Source organism: Bacillus sp. FSL K6-2861 (assembly GCF_038630725.1).
GTDB lineage: Bacteria > Bacillota > Bacilli > Bacillales > Bacillaceae > Bacillus > Bacillus velezensis.
Map to the genome: position 1 here is coordinate 2,026,230 of NZ_CP152037.1, position 19,972 is coordinate 2,046,201.

Below are 19,972 nucleotides of genomic sequence, written 5' to 3' on the forward strand. Positions count from 1 at the left end.
TGAAGCTGTCATGTGAAAATGGAGGAAAAAACTGATAGGAGGGGCCCTCATTTTAGGTTTATTCTCATTGGCTTCGCAGTGCTTCCTCTTCGGCTGCATATACACCAAAATCAACATTCTTATCAGTTAAATGGTATAATGGGGCACGGATTGGTCATCAATACGACTGAAATAGGGAAGCAAAAGGAGCAGCGAAAATGACTTTACAAATCAAAATTAAATATTCAGATGATACGCAAACGAGAATCAGTAAAATTGAACAGGGCGATTGGATTGATCTGCGGGCAGCTGAAGATATAACAATCAAAAAAGGTGAATTCAAACTTATCCCGCTTGGAGTTGCGATGGAACTGCCGGAAGGATATGAGGCCCATGTCGTTCCGCGTTCAAGTACATATAAGCATTTCGGTATCATTCAGACAAATTCAATGGGAGTCATTGATGAATCATATAAAGGCGACAATGACTTCTGGTTTTTTCCTGCATTCGCGCTTCGGGATACTGACATTTCCAAGGGGGAGCGGATCTGCCAATTCAGAATCATGAAGAAAATGCCTGAAGTGGAGCTGATCGAAGTAGACAAGCTCGGGAACAATGACCGCGGCGGACTGGGATCAACAGGCACGAAATAAAACGAAAAAAGACTGCTTAACAGCAGTCTTTTTTTATGGAGACAGCAGTTACATTCAATTTGTTTCGGGATTCTTGAATTGGGAAATCATACGTCACGTTCGAATTTGACTTCGAAATAAGCGGCCGCTCCGTAACCGTCTATGCCGGGAGCAAATATTTGAGCCGGACGCCAGTCCAGCTCAGCATATTGATAAAATGATTTCCCAGCAGTCCTCACTCTCCTCCAAAACTAAGAAGAAGGTTTTCATTTTTATCATTTAAGCTTTCCGTCTCTTTGACAGAAAGACTTTTTTAGGTTAAAGGATAGAGGTTGTTTTGATGTTTTTATTCTTCAAGATGAACGGAGGTTTTGTCCAACGTATATAATATTGTGACAAAAGTGTAAACAAAAGAAAGGATGATGTTATGGCAAAAAGGGTTAGAAGAGTAGACCGTAAAGCAGCTGGCAAAGAGGCAGAGCAGAAGAAACCGTCCAAAGTCACCCTGTTCTGCCGTTCGCTTCAAAGGCTGAAGCATTTGTATTGTAACATAAACATACAAATGCCATCAATAACCAAAAAAGGAATTTTAGTTTTAATTTTACCGTTTTTGCTTCTGCCGTTCTTTCGGGCTGATGCCGCTTCAGATATTTACGGCAGTTTCGAGGAATTAAAGCTGAATGAAGATCCTTCCGATTTTTCCATTTCAACGCGAGAGCATGACCCTGCTGTCCTCATATTAGCTATACACGGAGGAGGCATAGAGCCGGGGACCAGTGAGTTAGCCAGAGAAATTGCCGAAAACCGGAGTTTATATTTATTTGAAGGGTTAAAATCAGCCGGTAATGCGGCTCTGCATTTGACAAGTTCGCATTTCGATGAACCTAAGGCCGTGCAAATGGTGAAAGAGCACTCTCATGTCATTTCATTGCACGGTTACGGCAGTGACGATAAAAAGATAAAAATCGGCGGTACAGACAGAGAACGGGCCGAACTTTTGACCGATGTGCTGAAACGACACGGGTATCCTGCCGTTCTTCTTGGCATAAATGATAAATATGCAGGCGTCAGTCCGAACAACCTTGCCAATCAATCTTCATCCGGATTGAGTATTCAAATTGAAATGAGCACCGGCTTCAGAAAATCACTGTTTGACACTTTTACGCTGAAAAGCAGAGCATCCACACAAAACGGGACCTTTTACCAATTCACAAAAACGATTTCTGATTTTATCAGTGACAAATATTAATAAGCACGCCTATTTTGTCGGCGGGGCTTTTTCTTTTGAAATTTATGAAACTTTAAGTTCTTAAGATCGTATACATAATTGACAGGATGAAAGAAAAGAGGTGGGCAAATGAAAGTGATGATCGGGTCTATCATTCTTCTTGTCATCATCGGATTCGGTTTATGGCTGATGCTTAGTCCAATCTTTAAACAAGTGGGAAGCGGAGCCAAAAAATTCAAAAAGTCATGGGAGGAAGAAGATCAGCATGAGCGAAAATAAGCGCGGAAACACAAAAAAAATTATCGGCGGTGTGATTATAGGTGCAGCCCTTTTAATTGCGGGCGTTACAGCGTCACTATTCATTGAAAAAATACCGAACGGTTATGTCGGGGTTGTATACTCACCGAATGGCGGGGTAAAATCCGACACATTGGACCAAGGCTGGCACTTAGTCGGATTATTTAATAAAGTAACGGAATATCCGGTGCGTATGCAGACAGTGAATAATGAAAATATAAAAGTGGCAACCTCAGACGGTAAAAATATAGAAATGGATATCGCTTATAACTATGTCGTGCAGCCTGATAAAGTAGTCGATCTGTTTAACAAATTCGGAGCGGTAGACGTTGAAACGATTGAAAATACATATTTAAAAACAAGGCTGTGGGATGCGGCGCGAAAATCAATCAGCAAATACTCGGTTATTGACACATACGGGCAAAAATCTGCAGAAGCCGCTGCCGATGTTCAAAAGAGATTTGCTGATGATATGAAGAGTCTTGGATTTTTAATTGATGATCTGACGCTTGGCGTACCGAAGCCGGATAAAGCCACACAGGAAGCTATCGATGCAAGGGTGAAGTCTTCACAGGAACTTGAACGGACACAAACTGAAATTAAAATAGCCGAAGCCGAAGCGAAAAAGAAAAAAATTGAAGCGGAAGGGATCGCTGATTATAACGAAATCATAAAGAAATCAATGTCCGATGAGATGATCAAATATAAATGGATTGAAAAATGGGACGGAAAAACGCCGAAAGCGACAGGCACAGACTCACTGCTGCAGCTGCCGCTGGACGATCAGAAGCAAAAATAAAATGAGAAGGAGGCGATTGCCTCCTTTTTATGTTTTTTCCTGAGGGTCTTTTTCCGGCACTAATTCTTCAGACGCCTCGGTTTGATAGCTCCATAGCGTGCTATCCGTCTCTGTTGTGTCCTGATAATCTTCGGGAAGTACATATTGCTGCAAATACCGGTGAAAAAATGCCTCAAAAACAGAAATGCAAAGTGCAGAGATAACCGATGCCGCGGCAGGAGAGACATTAAATCCGCCAATGTTCATAAGGAATATCCATAATATAATGAATGAAATCCCGAAATCAGCTGCAACGGCTGTGAAATTGCTTGTTCTCGGCAGAATCATGCAATCACCCGCAAAATAAGTGATTAAACTTAAGATCACTGTAATAAACAGAACGTTTAAAAAGGTTACTTGGTACATAAGATCCAGAACAATGTACAGTAAAGCAAGTGTGAGCGCCGTTTTAGAAGCGAAAGCAATTACGTGTTTCATTTGCACCACCTTCGTTATTTCGTTTAGTCTTCATTGTAAGCAATCCGCAAATTTTTAAACTGGTATATAGTGGTTATAAAGCATACGTTTTAATAAAATGTGAATAGACATCACAGGATTCACAAGTTAAAATATGTAAAAAGGGGGATGCAAATGAAAAAATACTGGATATGTATTGCTGTTTTTTTATTATGTTTTAGCGGCATACACTCAGCTAAAGCGGCTACCACTGAATTCGGATCAAAAACAAGCTTCACTTTAGAGGGAAATGCAAAAGAGTTTCATATTGAAAATCCGGGGGCTGTAGCTGCCGACGATTACTTTTTAGGATATAAGTTCACCATAATGAACAACTCTTCATGCGGTTTAAGCATGAAACTCCAGCGGATGGCGCTGAACGGGAATTTTTATACATTAAGTTCTAAAAACTACAGCGGCAGCTGGTTAAACCTCAGTGCCCAGGATAAAAAATCAATTGATCCGTATCACAAATACAGAATTCTGGTTGAAAGTTCTTCAAACGTCTGTGGCCCCGTCTATATTAAAGGGTTTTACGGTGTAGAGTATTATCATTTTGATTGAAAATAGATACTCGCTAAAGGCAGCGGGTTTTTTTATATTTAAATATAACTTATTGTACTATGTACTAAATATTCATATATAAATTTTAATGCACCCGTCCAAAGAAAACATAAACAAAAGTAAATTCATCACGCACAAATATACAAAGTTAAAAAATGAATGAAAAGTTTCTCTAAGGAAACATTATTAGTTGACTTCAAAAGTGTGATGTCGGATAATAAGAATGTAAGTTTTTCCTCCTTAGCAGATTCGTTTCTTAAGCCAGGGCGAATCTGCTTTTTTTATGCAAAAAAAACCCCTCTTTAAGGGGTTTTTTACAATAAATGAAGTTTAATAGAATTAATGTACGGCTCTGAATACGCCGATAACTTTCCCCAAAATGCTTACGTTTTGCAGGATAATCGGCTCCATCGTCGGATTTTCCGGTTGCAGCCGCACATAATTGTCTTCTTTATAGAAGCGCTTGACCGTCGCTTCATCATCTTCGGTCATAGCTACGACGATTTCTCCGTTATTGGCCGTGTTCTGCTGTTTGACAATGACGTAATCTTTGTCAAAAATACCGGCGTCGATCATACTTTCTCCCATGATTTCTAACATAAAGACATGTTCGCCCGGAGGAACCATCCGGTCAGGAAGCGGAAAATACTCGTCGATATTTTCAACAGCCGTAATCGGAATACCCGCCGTCACTTTCCCGATGACCGGAACGTTTACGACCTGGCTTTTCGGAATGTGGACTTCTTCTTCATCCAATACCTCAATCGCCCTCGGTTTAGTTGGGTCCCGTCTGATCAGGCCTTTTGTCTCCAGCCGCGCCAAATGGCCGTGCACGGTTGAACTGGAAGCCAGTCCTACTGCTTCTCCTATCTCTCTTACAGAAGGCGGATATCCTTTCGTTTTTACCTCTTCTTTAATAAAACGCAGGATATCAAGCTGCCTTTTTGATAGCTTCGTCATATTTCGCACCTCAAAACGTCGATTTTAAGTAGATTATAGCATGATTTTCCTGACAGTACAAACATAGGTTCGAAAAAAACGATTGACAGAAACGTTTGTTCGTATATACTGAAAGGTATAAAAAGCGAACAAACATTCTTATCGGAGGTTGTTTACATGGCGAAAGAATCTATTATATTTGTCGGGCTGTTTACTGCGATTTTAAGTGCCGCTATTTTACTTGTCTCATGTGCGGGAAATGATCAGTCCCTCAGCCAATATGTTAAAATAAAGGTTCAGGACGGGGATACACTCTGGTCACTTGCGGATCATGTAGCAGAAAAGAAACACATTAATAAAGAAGATTTCATTGAGTGGGTGACGGAGAATAATCATCTCCAAACTGCTGATATAAAGCCCGGAGACGAACTTATTCTTCCGGTTAAGAAAAAGCATCCGGCCGTATATCAGCTGGCCATTGTCAATTAGAGAGGAAAGAGAGAAATGAAGGCGCTCATTTATGCCCGAGTAAGCACAAACAAAGAACAGCAGCAAACGTCATTAAAAAGACAGGAAGAGGAGCTCAGTGAGATCGCTGCTGCAAACGGCATGGAAGTCGTGAAAGTCATTTCTGAGAAAGCCAGCGGTTACGAAATGGACCGCGACGGAGTATTTGAAATGCTTGATGAAATTAAAAAATCACATATTGACGCGATATTGGTGCAGGACGAAACGAGATTAGGAAGAGGAAACGCCAAGATTGCGCTTTTGCATTGCATTTACAGGGAGAACGTAAAAATATATACGACGGCTCATAAAGGTGAACTGGCGCTTTCCGAAGCTGATTCGATGGTACTCGAAATCGTCAGTATTGTTGAGGAATATCAAAGGAAAATTCACAATATGAAAATCCGGCGGGGAATGAAAAGAGCCGTGAAAAACGGCTACAAACCTGAACGGAATCTGAAAAACAGACATGAAAACAGCGGAAAAGAAAAAAAAGAGGTTCCGGTTTCGGAAATTATCAGGCTGAGAGCCAACAAGCTTACCTTTGCAGAAATCGCAGCGACCTTAAGGGGATTCGGCTACGATGTGTCCAAAGCCACGGTTCACCGGCGGTTTCAGGAATATACCGCAGACACAGAAGGCAGCTGACGCGCATCAGTTGTAAAAAAGACTGCGTTTTAGTAGTATATAATCAACACGCACCAAAGGAGCTTATTATGATTTCTAAAGAAAAAATCGCAAGAATTAACGAATTGGCTCAAAAAGCTAAATCAAACACGATAACGGATGAGGAAAAAGCTGAACAGCAAAAGCTTCGCCAGGAGTATTTGAAAGGATTCCGCTCCTCAATGAAAAATACGTTAAAGAGCGTAAAAGTGATTGATCCGGAAGGCAACGATGTCACCCCTGAAAAATTAAAAAGAGAACAACAGAAAAATAATCTTCATTAAACAGAAAGAATACGGCAATACGTATTCTTTTTTCGTATATACTAATATCAGGATGTGCTTTACGACAATTTTCAACAAGTTTATCTCAAATTTAAGCTGAAAGAGTTGAGAAAAAGTCAGCATCGCTTTATGATGAAAAGGTACAACAATAAGGAAGGGGATTATAATGGATACAATTGAAAAGAAATCAGTTGCCACCATTCGTACACTATCTATAGACGCAATTGAAAAAGCGAATTCAGGACATCCGGGCATGCCGATGGGAGCCGCTCCGATGGCATACACGCTGTGGACGAAATTTATGAATGTAAATCCGCAGAATCCAGGCTGGTTTAACCGCGACCGCTTTGTTTTATCAGCAGGCCACGGTTCAATGCTTTTATACAGCATGCTGCATTTAAGCGGATATGACCTCAGCATTGAAGACTTGAAACAGTTCCGTCAATGGGGAAGCAAAACACCGGGACATCCGGAGTTCGGGCACACAGCCGGAGTAGACGCAACTACCGGGCCGCTTGGACAGGGTATTGCAATGGCAGTGGGAATGGCAATTGCAGAACGCCATCTGGCTGAGACATATAACCGTGATTCATTCAACGTAGTTGATCATTATACATACAGTATTTGCGGAGACGGTGATTTAATGGAAGGCATTTCTTCCGAAGCCGCTTCTCTTGCAGGCCATCTTGAATTAGGCCGCCTGATCGTATTATACGATTCTAATGACATTTCCTTAGACGGCGATTTAGACCGTTCTTTCTCTGAAAATGTAAAGCAGCGTTTTGAAGCAATGAACTGGGAAGTTCTTTATGTTGAGGACGGAAACAACATCGCTGAATTGACGGCTGCAATTGAAAAAGCGCGCCAGAATGATAAAAAACCGACTTTGATTGAAGTGAAAACCACGATCGGTTTCGGCTCTCCAAACCGTGCGGGCACATCCGGCGTTCACGGCGCTCCGTTAGGACTAGAAGAGAGCAAGCTGACAAAAGAAGCGTATGCTTGGACGTTTGAAGAAGATTTTTATGTTCCGGAAGAAGTATACGGGCATTTCAATCAAGCGGTAAAAGAAGCCGGCTCGAAAAAAGAACAGGAATGGAATGAACTGTTCGCGGCTTATAAAGAAAAATATCCTGAGCTTGCTGAACAGCTGTCACTCGGCATGAAAGGCGAGCTTCCTAAAGACTGGGATCAGGAAGTTCCCGTTTATGAAAAAGGCAGCAGCCTTGCTTCCCGCGCATCTTCAGGTGAGGTGCTGAACGGGATCGCCAAGAAAATTCCTTTCTTTGTCGGGGGATCTGCTGACCTTGCGGGTTCAAATAAAACGACAATCAAAAATGGAGGAGACTTCACGGCCAAAGACTACGCCGGGAAAAACTTCTGGTTCGGTGTCCGTGAATTTGCGATGGGCGCTGCATTAAACGGAATGGCGCTTCACGGCGGCCTCCGCGTATTCGGCGGCACATTCTTTGTGTTCTCTGATTATTTAAGACCTGCCATTCGTCTGGCGTCATTGATGGGTCTTCCCGTCACTTATGTATTCACGCATGACAGTATTGCCGTAGGAGAGGACGGGCCGACTCACGAACCGATTGAGCAGCTTGCTTCTTTACGCGCACTTCCTAACCTTTCTGTGATCAGACCTGCTGACGGAAATGAAACCGCAGCTGCATGGAAGGTTGCCGTTCAAAGCCAAGATCATCCGACAGCTCTTGTATTGACACGCCAAAACCTGCCGACGATTGATCAGCAGGCTGAAGAAGCGTATGCGGGCGTGGAAAAAGGGGCTTATATCGTTTCCAAAGCCCAAACGGAATCACCGGCCGCTCTTCTTTTAGCGACAGGTTCTGAAGTCGGACTTGCGATCGAAGCTCAAGCGAAACTGGCTGAAGAAAACATTCACGTATCTGTAGTCAGCATGCCGAGCTGGGACCGCTTTGAAAAACAATCGGCCGAGTACAAAAACAGCGTGCTTCCTCCGAATGTGACGAAACGTCTTGCGATCGAAATGGGTTCAAGCTTCGGATGGGGCAAATTTACCGGTCTTGAAGGAGACGTTCTCGCAATTGACCGTTTCGGTGCTTCAGCTCCGGGAGAAACAATTATGAAAGAATACGGGTTTACTGCAGAAAACGTGGTTGACCGCGTGAAAAAACTTTTAAACAAATAACGAGACAAAAGAGGATGAGTCAAATCATCCTCTTTTTCCTGTTTATGCGACAAAAATAGAAGGGGCGGCGTAACAGTAATAGACAATTCTTTCTTTTCTCCTTTTGTATAATAGAAAGCAATAACGAAGCGCTGTAAAAGGGGATGAGGAAATGGAACGTCATTACTATACGTACCTGATAAAGGATGAGTTTGCGAACCACTACTTCGGGCGGGAAACGGCTATGTTTGAGTTGTTTCGAGACTATCATTGGACAGACCTGACACCTCAGGAATATCAAATGACAGAAAAGCAAGTTCAATATATAACGGAACCGATTCCGGTGATACATATGCATCAGCGTCTCCAGCTGCATTTAAACCGAATGAGTTACAGCCGTTTGGATTCCATTTACCGGCTTACACTGCCCGGAGAAAAGGGCCGCGCCACCTTCATGATGAAAGACAGTTTAATTGAGATTGCGGCTTCGGGAGATTATGAGGCGGAAACGATTTTCTTTGAGATTCTGCGTAAAATCAGCCCCTGTTTTCTTGCAATGGATTTCAAGACACGGCGCTATGGGTGGTTAAATCCGGTCAGAGAAAGAAATTTTGTCTAAAAACGAGGAAAAAGAGATGTAAATGTTGTATAATAGCCTTTGGTTTAGTACACTTTAAACTAGACAACATGAAGGAGGAAATAAAATGACTTTATGGGTTGGCATCCTAGTGGGCGTTGTCGCATTGCTCATAGGTGTTGCACTCGGGTTTTTTATTGCTCGTAAATATATGATGAGCTATTTGAAAAAGAATCCGCCTATTAATGAACAAATGCTACGCATGATGATGATGCAAATGGGAATGAAACCTTCTCAAAAGAAAATTAATCAAATGATGAAAGCCATGAATAATCAAGCGAAATAATACGTACAGATTATGATATAGAGATACATGGTTATAAAAATAAAAAACCCGGAGAGGGTTTTTTATTTTGGCGTCATGTTTCACCCCAACTGCCGGTGTGCAGTTCTTTTTGATATTGTATGAGAAGGTGGTCAAGCTCCTGGCTGAGTTCTATCGTAATGTTTGATGTCATTCCGTTTGTCATGACGATTTTAAGCAGCTCTGCCCGTTTTTTTTCAATTTCATTTAATAGATGCTCTCTAATCACAGGGATATATCCTTTCATACATAAATCTTTCACCTGAGTCGCTATTATTATATCCACATTTATACTGTTTTTCAAATAAGAAGGAGTATAATATCTCGATGTCAAATTAAATTATATAAGCTTTTTCTATAAAAAGTAATCCTTCTCGGGAAAGTGTTAAAAAAATGAAATGATTTTGTCATAACTCGAAGGGAGTGTGTCATCGTGAGTTTTAATTACTTTTTGACGTTTGGGGCCGGATTTTTGTCTTTCATTTCTCCATGCTGTCTGCCGTTGTACCCCGCCTTTTTATCTTACATAACTGGTGTCAGTATGGACGAGGTGAAAACAGAAAAGGTGATGCTGCAAAAGCGCGGCCTCGTGCATACACTTTGTTTTTTGCTTGGTTTCTCCGTGATTTTTATCGCATTGGGATATGGAACTTCGTTTATCGGCAGTTTTTTTACCCAATATCATGAAGCGATCCGCCAGTTTGGCGCTATCATGCTGATCCTTTTCGGGTTGATTACTGCCGGTGTGTTTCAGCCGAAATTCATGATGAAAGAGCGGCGCATTCACTTTAAACGCCGTCCGGAGGGGTTTATCGGTTCGGTTCTGATCGGTCTTGCATTTGCAGCCGGCTGGTCGCCGTGCAGCGGGCCTATTTTAGGAGCCGTGTTTTCGCTGGCCAATACAAATCCTTCTTCAGCAGTGCCGTATATGTTTTTATATGTTCTCGGGTTTGCGATTCCTTTTCTTGTTCTTTCATTTTTTATTACCAGAATGAATTGGATTCGCAAGCATCAGCTGCTTATCATGAAAATCGGCGGCATTCTTATGATTCTGATCGGAGTTATGCTGTTTTTTAACTGGATGAGCTACATTCTGATCGTTCTGTCAAATCTTTTCGGAGGATTTACCGGTCTGTAACGGATTAATAACTTTTGAACTATTATATACCCTTTTGTTTTTGGTACAATAAGACTAGTTAATGTTAAATATGTGGAGGGGAATATGACACGAGTTTTAGTTGTAGATGACGCCAAGTTCATGAGGGTGAAAATCAGAGAGATTCTGGAATCGGCGAATTACACAGTGGCCGGGGAAGCGGCTGACGGTGAGGAAGCCCTGTCAGTATATCAAAAAATCCGTCCCGACCTGGTGACAATGGATATTACCATGCCGGTTAAAAACGGTATACAGGCTCTGCAGGATATTTTAGCTTTTGACCCGAAAGCCCGGATCATCATGTGCACCGCCATGCGGCAGCAGCGGATCGTTCTGGAAGCGATTGAATTAGGCGCTAAAGACTTTATCGTTAAACCGTTTGAAGCATCTAAAGTGCTGGAGGCCGTTGGCCGGGTAACGGGAACGTAAACGTGTTCTCTTTTCAAATTGGTTTTTTTTATGTTTTTGGAGTATAGTATATAGTATCAAACTCCGTGCAAGCAAAGGAATGATAAAGATGATGATTATAATTTCATCCGTTATTGCAGCGGCCATGGCAATTTCCGTGATGATCGTCAGGATTAAATCCTCCGACAAGCCCGCTTCACCTAAAAAAATAATTCTCCCGCCGATTTTCATGAGTACGGGAGCGCTTATGTTCCTTTTTCCGATTTTCAGAGTGACGGGCGAAGAATTTTTGGAGGCCATTACGCTGGGTGTGATCTTCTCTATTTTTCTGATTAAAACATCTAAATTTGAGATTAAAAATAATGAAATCTATTTAAAACGGTCAAAAGCGTTTGTGTTTATCCTGATTGGTCTCTTGGTTATCAGAATCGCTATGAAATCCATTTTGAGCACGACGATTGATTACGGAGCTTTAAGCGGAATGTTTTGGATTCTGGCTTTCGGAATGATTGTCCCGTGGCGCATCGCGATGTTTTTGTCTTACCGCAAACTTTCGAATGAACTGAAGACCGCTGATATTCAGATGAATTAAAACCTTTCCGTCCGCCGGAAAGGTTTTTTATTTGAGCAGAGCTTGATAAGGAGTAAGATCAATCTGTTTTTCACGGAGATGCTTTTTTAAAAATTGATGATCACGCTTAGGAGTGGCCAGTATGTAACCCCTGATGATTAAATCACGGTTTATTTGTTCAGCTTCCTCCGCTAAGGAAAGTTCACCGATTTTTCCGGCGATTTTCGCTTTGGCTACATCCCGAAAGAGCTCCGGCACGGGGGCGACCAATTCATCCAAAAACGCCTTGTCACCCTCATTCCATAAGTGCCTGCTTTTTTCAATATAATAGTCCTGCCAATCCAGTTCTGACCGGCCGTCTTCTTTCGGTAAGCGTTTTAAAAATTTTCGAAACATAAAAAAACCGCCGATAGACAGCAATCCGATCATCACGATGACCCAAAATAAAATAAACCACATAAACCAGCCTTCCAGCATTGTTCTATCTCCTCCTTACTTTAACCATATTGTAAACGAAGACAGAATAGAAGAACACATGAAAAAAAGAATAGAAAAAAATGATAGATGTCCAGTCATTCCGGTTGCTAGAACATATTCTATCGTATAGTGATTCTGCTATTTGGCCATGGGAGATTCACTTTGAGGGTATATGACTGATATGACCGGACAAAAAAGCCGCTTCCATTGAGGGATGAAAGCGGCTTTTTTATGTTATAGAGGAAATTGAAAGGAAAAAGAGGCAGGAGTCTCATTTGGCTCCTTGTTCATGGAGACGGTCAGAATATGGTTGGTGAAATCAGTGAAAATATGTTTGTCATTCAGATAAAAAGGAAGCATCATTTGTTTGTTTAACGTCCGTTCAAGCGTTTTAACAGAGAGCATAAATTCATTCCCCGAAAGAGTGACGGTTATCGCTTGCACCTGCTTCAACGCCGTCAGGTCGGCTTCAATGATATATTGACGGCTTGTTTCATATAGATCGATCGGCAGCGTCTCGTCATACCAAGCATACGGGTCCTCGTAAAACTGCCGCAGCCATTCTTCCGTATCATCAAATTCTTCAGCGTTTTTTGAGTGATTCATGGAAGCATTCCTCCATATTAAAAAGCCTTGCTATAACGTATGCAGAAGCTTTGAATGGGTGAATGGCACAAAAAAAACAGACACGGAGTCTGTTTTACATATCGTGGCTTGTATTATGTTTTTGTCTTGTATGGTTGCGGTTTTTCACTTTTTTGCTTCCGCTCAGCGGTTCCGGCTGGCCGGGGTTATGGCCCTTCGGAGCATTTTTATGCATATCTTTACTCGTATTTTTATTTGTCATGTTAAAGCCTCCTTTTTAAGGTGTTCCGGCTATTGGTTTGTTTTTCTTTTTTTATTGTTCTGCCGTTCTTCTTCCGTCAGGACGAGCTGGTCATTTTCTATATAACCCGCGCCTTTGCCTTGGCTTTTCGCATCATTCATGCCGTTAATGACATGATTGGCTTTCCGTTTTACCATGATCATCACCTCAACATTAATATGGCTCTTTACAGCCCGTTGTATGAGGCGGAAAATCGGACAAAATTTACCGAAAATCACGCTGATAAGACGATCTTATTGTATTTAATAAAAACATTGATATTTACTTATGTATGATTTTATACTAAGATGAAATTGTGAGAAAATTGTGATGGAATGTGAACATTCATCTAAAGAACGATCTTGATCATTGAAGGGGGATTTTGGAGAATGACAAATCAGCAAAAAGTCGCAACACAAGACGTTTTCCAAGCAAGAAAAACATTTTCTTCAAATGGGAAAACATACAACTACTATTCATTAAAAGCATTGGAAGACGCAGGGGTCGGCAATGTTTCAAAACTTCCTTATTCTATTAAGGTTCTTTTGGAATCCGTTTTGCGTCAGGTAGACGGACGCGTCATTACAAAAGAACATGTTGAAAATTTAGCAAGATGGGGTACTGCTGAATTAAAAGATATCGATGTGCCGTTTAAACCGTCACGGGTTATTCTACAGGACTTTACCGGCGTTCCGGCCGTAGTTGACCTGGCATCTTTAAGAAAAGCCATGGCCTCTGTCGGCGGAGACCCTGATAAAATCAATCCTGAAATTCCGGTTGACCTGGTCATTGACCACTCCGTACAAGTCGACAAAGCCGGTACGGAAGACGCGTTAGCCATTAATATGGACTTAGAATTCGAAAGAAATGCAGAACGTTATAAATTTTTAAGCTGGGCAAAGAAAGCGTTTAACAATTATCAGGCCGTTCCGCCTGCAACAGGTATCGTTCACCAGGTAAACCTTGAGTTTTTGGCAAGTGTCGTTCATACGAAAGAGGAAGACGGAGAACTTGTGACATATCCTGATACATTGGTGGGAACAGATTCCCATACAACAATGATTAACGGAATCGGCGTCCTCGGCTGGGGTGTCGGCGGTATTGAGGCGGAAGCGGGAATGCTCGGCCAGCCTTCATATTTCCCTGTTCCTGAGGTCATCGGCGCGAAACTTGTCGGAAAATTGCCTAACGGAACGACGGCGACTGACTTGGCGCTGAAAGTCACTCAAGTGCTGCGCGAAAAAGGCGTAGTCAATAAATTTGTTGAATTCTTCGGTCCTGGTGTTGCTGAGCTTCCGCTTGCGGATCGTGCGACTATTGCCAATATGGCGCCGGAATACGGAGCGACTTGCGGATTCTTCCCGGTTGACGAGGAAGCACTTTCTTACCTGCGTCTGACCGGCCGTGAAGAAGAGCAGATCGATATTGTGGAAGCATACTGCCGCAACAACGGTTTATTCTATACGCCTGACGCGGAAGAGCCGATTTTTACAGACGTTGTGGAAATTGATCTGTCAAAAATTGAAGCGAACCTATCAGGACCGAAACGTCCGCAGGATTTAATCCCGCTTTCCGTTATGCAGGAAACGTTTAAAAAACATCTTGTCAGCCCGGCCGGCAACCAAGGATTCGGAGCGGATGCTGCTGAAGAGAACAAAGAAATTTCATTTAAACTTAACAGCGGCGAAGATGCGGTTATGAAAACAGGGGCGATTGCAATCGCCGCTATTACAAGCTGTACGAATACATCAAACCCTTATGTATTAATCGGTGCCGGATTGGTAGCCAAAAAAGCGGTAGAATTAGGCTTGAAAGTGCCGAATTATGTTAAAACATCACTTGCACCGGGGTCTAAGGTTGTTACTGGATACTTAGTCAACTCAGGCCTGCTTCCTTACATGAAGGAGCTCGGCTTTAACCTCGTAGGGTATGGCTGTACGACATGTATCGGGAACTCCGGCCCGCTTTCTCCAGAGATTGAAGAAGCGGTTGCTAAAAATGATCTCTTGATCACTTCTGTCTTGTCAGGTAACAGAAACTTTGAAGGCCGGATCCATCCGCTTGTCAAAGGAAACTACCTTGCATCACCTCCGCTTGTTGTCGCATACGCATTAGCAGGCACTGTGAATATCAACCTGAAAACGGATCCGATCGGTGTCGGAAATGACGGACAAAATGTTTATTTTGATGACATCTGGCCGTCCATGGATGAAATCAATTCTCTCGTCAAACAGACTGTTACTCCGGAATTATTCCGCAAAGAGTATGAAACGGTATTTGACGACAACCAGCGCTGGAACGAAATCGAAACGACGGATGAAGCGCTGTACAAGTGGGATCAGGATTCCACTTACATTCAAAACCCGCCGTTCTTTGAGGAAATGTCTGTAGAGCCGGGAAAAGTTGAGCCTTTAAGAGGACTTCGCGTTGTCGGCAAATTCGGCGATTCTGTGACGACTGACCACATTTCTCCGGCCGGAGCGATCGGAAAAGACACACCGGCGGGCAAATACCTGCAGGAAAAAGGCGTTTCTCCTCGTGACTTTAACTCTTACGGCTCACGCCGCGGAAACCATGAAGTCATGATGAGAGGAACATTCGCCAATATCCGCATTAAAAACCAAATCGCACCGGGTACAGAAGGCGGATACACAACACATTGGCCTACCGGGGAAGTGACATCTATTTATGATGCCTGCATGCGGTATAAAGATGATAAAACGGGTCTTGTCGTCCTGGCCGGAAAAGATTACGGAATGGGCTCTTCACGTGACTGGGCTGCAAAAGGAACAAACCTGCTCGGCATCAGAACAGTCATTGCCGAAAGCTTTGAAAGAATTCACAGAAGCAACCTCGTCTTCATGGGTGTGCTGCCGCTTCAGTTCAAACAGGGTGAAAACGCGGATACACTCGGCTTAACCGGTAAGGAAGTCATCGAGGTGGATGTTGATGAATCTGTACGTCCGCGCGACTTGCTGACTGTCAGAGCAATCAGTGAAGACGGTACGGTAAAAACATTTGAAGTTGTTGTCCGTTTTGACAGTGAAGTGGAAATTGATTACTATCGCCACGGCGGCATTTTACAAATGGTGCTTCGCGATAAAATGAAACAGTAGCAGAATGAACAAAGGAGAGAAAGCAGTCTGCTTTCTCTCTTTTTATGCGGGAGGCCTTGAGATGCTTGCGAAATGGCTGGGCGGAATGTTACTTATCGGGTTGTTAGTGTATGCGGGCTGGAACATTTATTCTGTACAAAAAAGTCCGAAAGAAGGGACAGAAGAAGGGATGAAAGCCCCTGACTTTACACTTGATACATTGTCAGGAAAAAGTATCTCCCTTTCTGATTATAAAGGAAAAAAAGTGCTCCTCAATTTCTGGGCGACGTGGTGTAAGCCGTGCCGAATGGAAATGCCTGATATGCAGGAGCTGCAGAAAGAATATCCTGATATTGCGGTAGCAGCCGTTAATTTTACGTCCTCTGAAAAAAATATACAGGCTGTGAAATCATTTGCTGATCATTATCAGCTGACCTTTCCTATTCTGATTGACAAAAGCGGAATTAACGGAGATTTCAACGTGCTTTCTTATCCGACAACATACATATTAGACGAAAAAGGAACCATTCAGCACATTCGCGTAGGCACGATGACAAAAAAAGAAATGAAAGAAAAACTGGATCTCAAATAGAGGTTCAGTTTTTTTATTGTGAAGGACTTAGGTTTTGAAAAATTGGAAAAAATGAATGAAAACACGGAGGTGAGAAGATTGAAAAAAATGCGAAAACGTTCTTTTCATGAATTGGTTATGGAAAATAAACGTGAGCTGATGACCAATACGGATTATTTGAATCAGCTTGAAGAAAAGCTGGAGCAGCGGTTCAAACAAAAATAACCTTTAATTTGCAGTCATGTTTGCACCTCCTTTTGCAAAATATACTCTTAAGGAGGGATGAACATGGGCATAAACAAGAAAGACGGCCAGCCGCAATACGCTCCGAGCCACTTAGGGACAAAACCCGTTAAATATAAACGCAACAAAGGGGAAAAGTTTCATGACAAGTCAAACGGACATCCGATTGTCATGCAGACGAAAGGCGAATAACATCAACAAAGGAGAGCAGACATTATGACAAACAATGATCAAAAACCAAATCCGGATGACCGTTCCGATAACGTTGAAAAGCTGCAGGATATGGTCCAGAATACAATTGAAAATATAGAAGAAGCCAAAGAATCAATGGAATTTGCGACAGATGAGGAAAAACAGCGCATTCAAGAGAAGAATGCCAGACGCAATGAAAGCATTGAATCGTTCCGCAGTGAAATCCAGGATGAATCGGCTGCAAGAGAAAACGGCTATCAATCATAATAAAAACCAGGGAAACCTGGTTTTTTTCTCTTTCCGGCTCGTTGTGATAAAATGGGGCTAATCTGATAATAAGGGAGCAGAGAACGTTGCATGTGTCAAAAAAAGAAATAGAAGTGCGTTATGCGGAAACAGATCAAATGGGCATCGTCTATCATGCCAATTACTTAGTCTGGATGGAGGTCGGCAGAACGGCGCTGATTAAGGAACTCGGATTCCTTTACAAGGATATGGAAGACAGAGGAGTGCTGTCCCCTGTATTGGATATCAGCATTTCTTATAAAAAGCCGCTCCGCTACGGAGAAACGGCTGTCGTACATACTTGGATTGAAGAATATAACGGATTTAAAACCGTTTACGGCTACCACATCTATAATCCGGATCAAGAACTTGCCATCAAAGCGACATCCTCTCATATATGCGTTGATAAAGAGAGCTTCAAACCGATTCAGTTTCGCAAGGCTTTTCCTGATTGGCATGCCGCTTACGAAAAGGCAAAAAAATAAGGAGCGGCTGCAGTTATGGCATTTGGAATTACGCGTAAGGAACTGGAAAGATGGAAGCGGGATGTATCGGAAGGGAAAATCGCTTTTTTAACGCATTACTGGCTGGACGACCGCTTTCCGGAGGCTAAGACCGTGACGAAGGCCGGTTCAAGCGATCTCAATAAACTGATCAGATGGGGAGCGGAGTACGGGCTGAAGCCGGAGTGGATTCACCATAAAAATGAATTTCCCCACTTTGACCTGCTCGGTGATACGCAAAGAAGCATATTAGAAAAAGAACATCTGACTGATCATCTCAAAAGGTTCAGGCTGTAAAAAAAAGAACGCATCCGCTGCGTTCTTTTTTTCTTACACGTAATCAAATACCGGCTCTTCTGCCTGATCTGAATATGTGACTGACAAATCGTGATTATCAAAGTACCATAAGTCGCTTTCTTCAATAAAAAAGGTAATGCCTTCAACTTCCGTGCTGGTGCCGATGTTCATCGGCCGATCTTTTAAAATGCCGAGAGAAAAGCCTTTCTGAACGTTGCTGCATCCCCCGTAACGGACAAAGAAACGGACATGGTCGCCTGTTTCCAGATCGAGCTCTTCTTTGTACCAATCCAGCGCGCCTTTCGTTACTTTCATGTTCATCCGGAACACTCCCTTTTTGTTTCTCATATAAAGAAATTATCTCTATTATAAACGCATATGGCATTTTGATGTCAAAATTGAAGTTTCATCAAAACCATTTGATCTTCGGTTCTGTTTTGTTTATAATCCGTTTGATGTTTGCCCTGTGTCTGTAGATAACAAACGCGGTCAAGAGCGTCACTACGACTAATAAATAAGGGTCTTTTACAAACAGACAGTAAATAATCGTATAAATCCCTGTTAACATTGAAGACAGAGAAACAAATTTCGTAAGGAATAAAAATACGAAAAATACTGCAACCATCGTAACGAATAACAGCGGAGCATAAAACAGCAGGACGCCCCCTGATGTGGCTACGGCTTTGCCTCCCTTAAACTTTGCGAACACGGGGAATACATGGCCGATTACTGCTGCCACCCCTGCGAGAAGAGGATGAATGGGGACGTGCAGTAAATATGGGAGCGCCGCGGCCAAGGTGCCTTTTAAAATATCGGCTGCGATGACAACAGATCCCGCTTTAACGCCAAGCGTGCGAAAAGCATTTGTAGCGCCCAAATTGCCGCTTCCGTGTTCTCTAATATCGATCCCTTTCGCAAGTTTGCCTACGATTAAACCTGACGGGATGCTGCCTATTACATAGGCCAAAATAATCAATAAAGCAATCAACATCTACATTTCTCCTTTTCAATGTCCCTTCACTCTATTTTAACACGAGTTGTTACCGTCTGATGACAAGTTTTTTGAGAATTAAGCTGACAAAGCGCTTTTTTTGATTCCGGCGAAGCGGTCATGTACAATATATCAAAAGGAGATGGTAAAGATGCAAAATCCTTCAAAATCAGAGATTAAAGAAATTCTGGACCGGAGCAAACGGATCGCAGTCGTCGGGCTGTCAGACCGTCCCGACCGGACTTCTTACATGGTTTCCAAAGCGATGCAGGATGAAGGGTATGAAATTATTCCCGTCAATCCAACGATTGATGAAGCGCTTGGCGTTAAAGCCGTCGCTTCATTAAAAGACGTGGAGGGACCGATTGATATCGTGAATGTGTTCAGACGCTCTGAGCAGCTTCCCGGCGTCGCTGAAGAATTTTTACAGACGGACGCTCCCGTTTTTTGGGCGCAGCAGGGCCTTGCAAATGAAGAAGCGTATCGCATGATTACAGACAAAGGACGGACGGCTGTTATGGATTTATGTATAAAAGTCGCCCGCGCTGTTATAAAATAGGAACAAAAAAGGCAAAAATCCTTGGCAAATCAGGGGTTTTTGCTTTTTTATTGAAAGAATACTCTTTGCGTATGATGATGAAACAGATACAATAAAGCATGAACAGCTTTTTTAGAAACCCCTTTATACAGGGGTTTACAGTCTGTTTGCGATGGCCGGCATAAAGCTATATAATAGAAAGCGAACTCATGTTCTTATTCGCCAAAAAGGGCACCAAAAAGATGAAAAGCCGTTCGAATGTATGTCTTGCGGCCTAAAAAACGAGCCATTCGCTTAAAT

At 42.5% G+C, this 19,972-nt stretch carries 31 protein-coding genes and 1 pseudogene; 22 read left to right on the forward strand and 10 right to left on the reverse strand.

Annotated features, from left to right (window positions below):
- Window positions 1-197: 197 nt before the first annotated feature.
- Entirely contained in the window at window positions 198-632 is a 435-nt protein-coding gene (locus NYE62_RS10080; protein ID WP_003154017.1) for a dUTP diphosphatase, read from the forward strand.
- An 86-nt stretch (window positions 633-718) separates the two neighbouring features.
- On the opposite strand, the pseudogene NYE62_RS10085 reads toward NYE62_RS10080, so the two are convergent.
- Window positions 719-820 (reverse strand): annotated as a pseudogene (locus tag NYE62_RS10085) (DUF4177 domain-containing protein); the annotation flags it as partial.
- A 218-nt stretch (window positions 821-1,038) separates the two neighbouring features.
- On the opposite strand from NYE62_RS10085, the gene NYE62_RS10090 reads away from it, so the two are divergent.
- The 3 genes from NYE62_RS10090 to NYE62_RS10100 all read left to right on the forward strand — a co-directional run bounded on the left by NYE62_RS10090 (window position 1,039) and on the right by NYE62_RS10100 (window position 2,935).
- On the forward strand, window positions 1,039-1,860 hold the full coding sequence (locus NYE62_RS10090; protein WP_095352112.1) for a poly-gamma-glutamate hydrolase family protein: 822 nt from the start codon (window positions 1,039-1,041) through the stop codon (window positions 1,858-1,860).
- 108 nt (window positions 1,861-1,968) lie between these two features.
- Complete coding sequence (locus tag NYE62_RS10095; protein WP_007410334.1) at window positions 1,969-2,118, forward strand: hypothetical protein; 150 nt, start codon at window positions 1,969-1,971, stop codon at window positions 2,116-2,118.
- Window positions 2,105-2,935, forward strand: coding sequence for a prohibitin family protein (locus tag NYE62_RS10100; protein ID WP_007410333.1), 831 nt, complete (start codon window positions 2,105-2,107; stop codon window positions 2,933-2,935). Before NYE62_RS10095 ends, NYE62_RS10100 begins: the two co-directional genes overlap by 14 nt.
- Before the next feature lie 27 nt (window positions 2,936-2,962).
- Here the strand turns inward: NYE62_RS10100 and NYE62_RS10105 are convergent, their stop codons facing one another.
- The gene (locus tag NYE62_RS10105) at window positions 2,963-3,412 is read right to left on the reverse strand and encodes a YndM family protein (protein WP_003154009.1); all 450 of its coding nucleotides are present in this window, start codon (window positions 3,410-3,412) and stop codon (window positions 2,963-2,965) included.
- 153 nt (window positions 3,413-3,565) lie between these two features.
- Between NYE62_RS10105 and NYE62_RS10110 the strand changes: the two genes are divergently transcribed.
- Window positions 3,566-3,994, forward strand: coding sequence for a hypothetical protein (locus NYE62_RS10110; RefSeq protein WP_003154006.1), 429 nt, complete (start codon window positions 3,566-3,568; stop codon window positions 3,992-3,994).
- A 339-nt stretch (window positions 3,995-4,333) separates the two neighbouring features.
- Here the strand turns inward: NYE62_RS10110 and lexA are convergent, their stop codons facing one another.
- Window positions 4,334-4,954, reverse strand: a complete 621-nt coding sequence (gene lexA, locus NYE62_RS10115; protein ID WP_003154004.1) for a transcriptional repressor LexA — start codon at window positions 4,952-4,954, stop codon at window positions 4,334-4,336.
- A 156-nt stretch (window positions 4,955-5,110) separates the two neighbouring features.
- Here lexA and yneA point away from each other — a divergent pair, with 156 nt between their 5' ends.
- From yneA to NYE62_RS10145, 6 genes are all read left to right on the forward strand, one after another.
- A complete protein-coding gene (yneA, locus tag NYE62_RS10120; RefSeq protein ID WP_003154001.1) occupies window positions 5,111-5,422 on the forward strand; it encodes a cell division suppressor protein YneA in 312 nt (103 codons plus the stop codon).
- 15 nt (window positions 5,423-5,437) lie between these two features.
- Complete coding sequence (locus NYE62_RS10125; protein ID WP_015417547.1) at window positions 5,438-6,088, forward strand: recombinase family protein; 651 nt, start codon at window positions 5,438-5,440, stop codon at window positions 6,086-6,088.
- A 68-nt stretch (window positions 6,089-6,156) separates the two neighbouring features.
- Window positions 6,157-6,390, forward strand: coding sequence for a DUF896 domain-containing protein (locus tag NYE62_RS10130; RefSeq protein WP_003153997.1), 234 nt, complete (start codon window positions 6,157-6,159; stop codon window positions 6,388-6,390).
- Window positions 6,391-6,556: 166 nt separating this feature from the next.
- On the forward strand, window positions 6,557-8,560 hold the full coding sequence (gene tkt / locus NYE62_RS10135; protein ID WP_007611727.1) for a transketolase: 2,004 nt from the start codon (window positions 6,557-6,559) through the stop codon (window positions 8,558-8,560).
- A gap of 151 nt (window positions 8,561-8,711) precedes the next feature.
- Entirely contained in the window at window positions 8,712-9,158 is a 447-nt protein-coding gene (sirA, locus tag NYE62_RS10140) for a sporulation inhibitor of replication protein SirA (RefSeq protein ID WP_064107360.1), read from the forward strand.
- An 85-nt stretch (window positions 9,159-9,243) separates the two neighbouring features.
- Window positions 9,244-9,462, forward strand: a complete 219-nt coding sequence (locus NYE62_RS10145; protein ID WP_003153994.1) for a YneF family protein — start codon at window positions 9,244-9,246, stop codon at window positions 9,460-9,462.
- Window positions 9,463-9,535: 73 nt separating this feature from the next.
- Here NYE62_RS10145 and NYE62_RS10150 read toward each other — a convergent pair whose 3' ends face one another.
- Window positions 9,536-9,709 (reverse strand): aspartyl-phosphate phosphatase Spo0E family protein, encoded by a 174-nt coding sequence (locus tag NYE62_RS10150; RefSeq protein ID WP_012117647.1) that lies wholly within the window; start codon window positions 9,707-9,709, stop codon window positions 9,536-9,538.
- A gap of 201 nt (window positions 9,710-9,910) precedes the next feature.
- On the opposite strand from NYE62_RS10150, the gene NYE62_RS10155 reads away from it, so the two are divergent.
- From NYE62_RS10155 to NYE62_RS10165, 3 genes are all read left to right on the forward strand, one after another.
- Window positions 9,911-10,618 carry a cytochrome c biogenesis protein CcdA gene (locus tag NYE62_RS10155; RefSeq protein ID WP_088056486.1) on the forward strand — a complete coding sequence of 236 codons (708 nt, stop codon included), beginning with the start codon at window positions 9,911-9,913 and terminating at the stop codon, window positions 10,616-10,618.
- Between the two features lie 84 nt (window positions 10,619-10,702).
- A complete protein-coding gene (locus NYE62_RS10160) occupies window positions 10,703-11,065 on the forward strand; it encodes a response regulator (RefSeq protein ID WP_033574804.1) in 363 nt (120 codons plus the stop codon).
- A 79-nt stretch (window positions 11,066-11,144) separates the two neighbouring features.
- On the forward strand, window positions 11,145-11,636 hold the full coding sequence (locus NYE62_RS10165) for a CcdC protein domain-containing protein (RefSeq protein ID WP_007611735.1): 492 nt from the start codon (window positions 11,145-11,147) through the stop codon (window positions 11,634-11,636).
- A 27-nt stretch (window positions 11,637-11,663) separates the two neighbouring features.
- Here NYE62_RS10165 and NYE62_RS10170 read toward each other — a convergent pair whose 3' ends face one another.
- The 4 genes from NYE62_RS10170 to sspO form a co-directional block, all read right to left on the reverse strand.
- Entirely contained in the window at window positions 11,664-12,092 is a 429-nt protein-coding gene (locus tag NYE62_RS10170) for a DUF2621 domain-containing protein (protein ID WP_007410325.1), read from the reverse strand.
- A 234-nt stretch (window positions 12,093-12,326) separates the two neighbouring features.
- Complete coding sequence (locus NYE62_RS10175; protein ID WP_007410324.1) at window positions 12,327-12,698, reverse strand: Hsp20/alpha crystallin family protein; 372 nt, start codon at window positions 12,696-12,698, stop codon at window positions 12,327-12,329.
- Window positions 12,699-12,792: 94 nt separating this feature from the next.
- Window positions 12,793-12,939 (reverse strand): small acid-soluble spore protein P, encoded by a 147-nt coding sequence (locus NYE62_RS10180; RefSeq protein ID WP_003153984.1) that lies wholly within the window; start codon window positions 12,937-12,939, stop codon window positions 12,793-12,795.
- A gap of 29 nt (window positions 12,940-12,968) precedes the next feature.
- Entirely contained in the window at window positions 12,969-13,115 is a 147-nt protein-coding gene (sspO, locus tag NYE62_RS10185) for an acid-soluble spore protein SspO (protein ID WP_003153982.1), read from the reverse strand.
- Between the two features lie 231 nt (window positions 13,116-13,346).
- On the opposite strand from sspO, the gene acnA reads away from it, so the two are divergent.
- The 7 genes from acnA to NYE62_RS10220 all read left to right on the forward strand — a co-directional run bounded on the left by acnA (window position 13,347) and on the right by NYE62_RS10220 (window position 18,143).
- A complete protein-coding gene (gene acnA, locus NYE62_RS10190; protein WP_015417550.1) occupies window positions 13,347-16,073 on the forward strand; it encodes an aconitate hydratase AcnA in 2,727 nt (908 codons plus the stop codon).
- 61 nt (window positions 16,074-16,134) lie between these two features.
- Complete coding sequence (locus NYE62_RS10195) at window positions 16,135-16,644, forward strand: redoxin domain-containing protein (RefSeq protein WP_003153980.1); 510 nt, start codon at window positions 16,135-16,137, stop codon at window positions 16,642-16,644.
- Window positions 16,645-16,722: 78 nt separating this feature from the next.
- A complete protein-coding gene (locus NYE62_RS10200) occupies window positions 16,723-16,848 on the forward strand; it encodes an FbpB family small basic protein (RefSeq protein ID WP_327954146.1) in 126 nt (41 codons plus the stop codon).
- 63 nt (window positions 16,849-16,911) lie between these two features.
- Window positions 16,912-17,058, forward strand: a complete 147-nt coding sequence (locus NYE62_RS10205) for an acid-soluble spore protein N (protein WP_003153977.1) — start codon at window positions 16,912-16,914, stop codon at window positions 17,056-17,058.
- 24 nt (window positions 17,059-17,082) lie between these two features.
- Window positions 17,083-17,325, forward strand: a complete 243-nt coding sequence (gene tlp / locus NYE62_RS10210; RefSeq protein WP_003153975.1) for a small acid-soluble spore protein Tlp — start codon at window positions 17,083-17,085, stop codon at window positions 17,323-17,325.
- Between the two features lie 86 nt (window positions 17,326-17,411).
- Window positions 17,412-17,828, forward strand: a complete 417-nt coding sequence (locus tag NYE62_RS10215) for a YbgC/FadM family acyl-CoA thioesterase (protein ID WP_003153973.1) — start codon at window positions 17,412-17,414, stop codon at window positions 17,826-17,828.
- A gap of 15 nt (window positions 17,829-17,843) precedes the next feature.
- On the forward strand, window positions 17,844-18,143 hold the full coding sequence (locus NYE62_RS10220; RefSeq protein WP_007410319.1) for a hypothetical protein: 300 nt from the start codon (window positions 17,844-17,846) through the stop codon (window positions 18,141-18,143).
- Window positions 18,144-18,176: 33 nt separating this feature from the next.
- On the opposite strand, the gene NYE62_RS10225 is transcribed toward NYE62_RS10220, so the two are convergent.
- Both NYE62_RS10225 and plsY read right to left on the reverse strand, forming a co-directional pair.
- On the reverse strand, window positions 18,177-18,464 hold the full coding sequence (locus NYE62_RS10225; RefSeq protein ID WP_007410318.1) for a HesB/YadR/YfhF family protein: 288 nt from the start codon (window positions 18,462-18,464) through the stop codon (window positions 18,177-18,179).
- A gap of 88 nt (window positions 18,465-18,552) precedes the next feature.
- On the reverse strand, window positions 18,553-19,134 hold the full coding sequence (gene plsY / locus NYE62_RS10230) for a glycerol-3-phosphate 1-O-acyltransferase PlsY (RefSeq protein WP_007410317.1): 582 nt from the start codon (window positions 19,132-19,134) through the stop codon (window positions 18,553-18,555).
- A gap of 151 nt (window positions 19,135-19,285) precedes the next feature.
- Here plsY and NYE62_RS10235 point away from each other — a divergent pair, with 151 nt between their 5' ends.
- Entirely contained in the window at window positions 19,286-19,693 is a 408-nt protein-coding gene (locus NYE62_RS10235; RefSeq protein WP_007410316.1) for a CoA-binding protein, read from the forward strand.
- The last annotated feature ends 279 nt before the right edge of the window (window positions 19,694-19,972 follow it).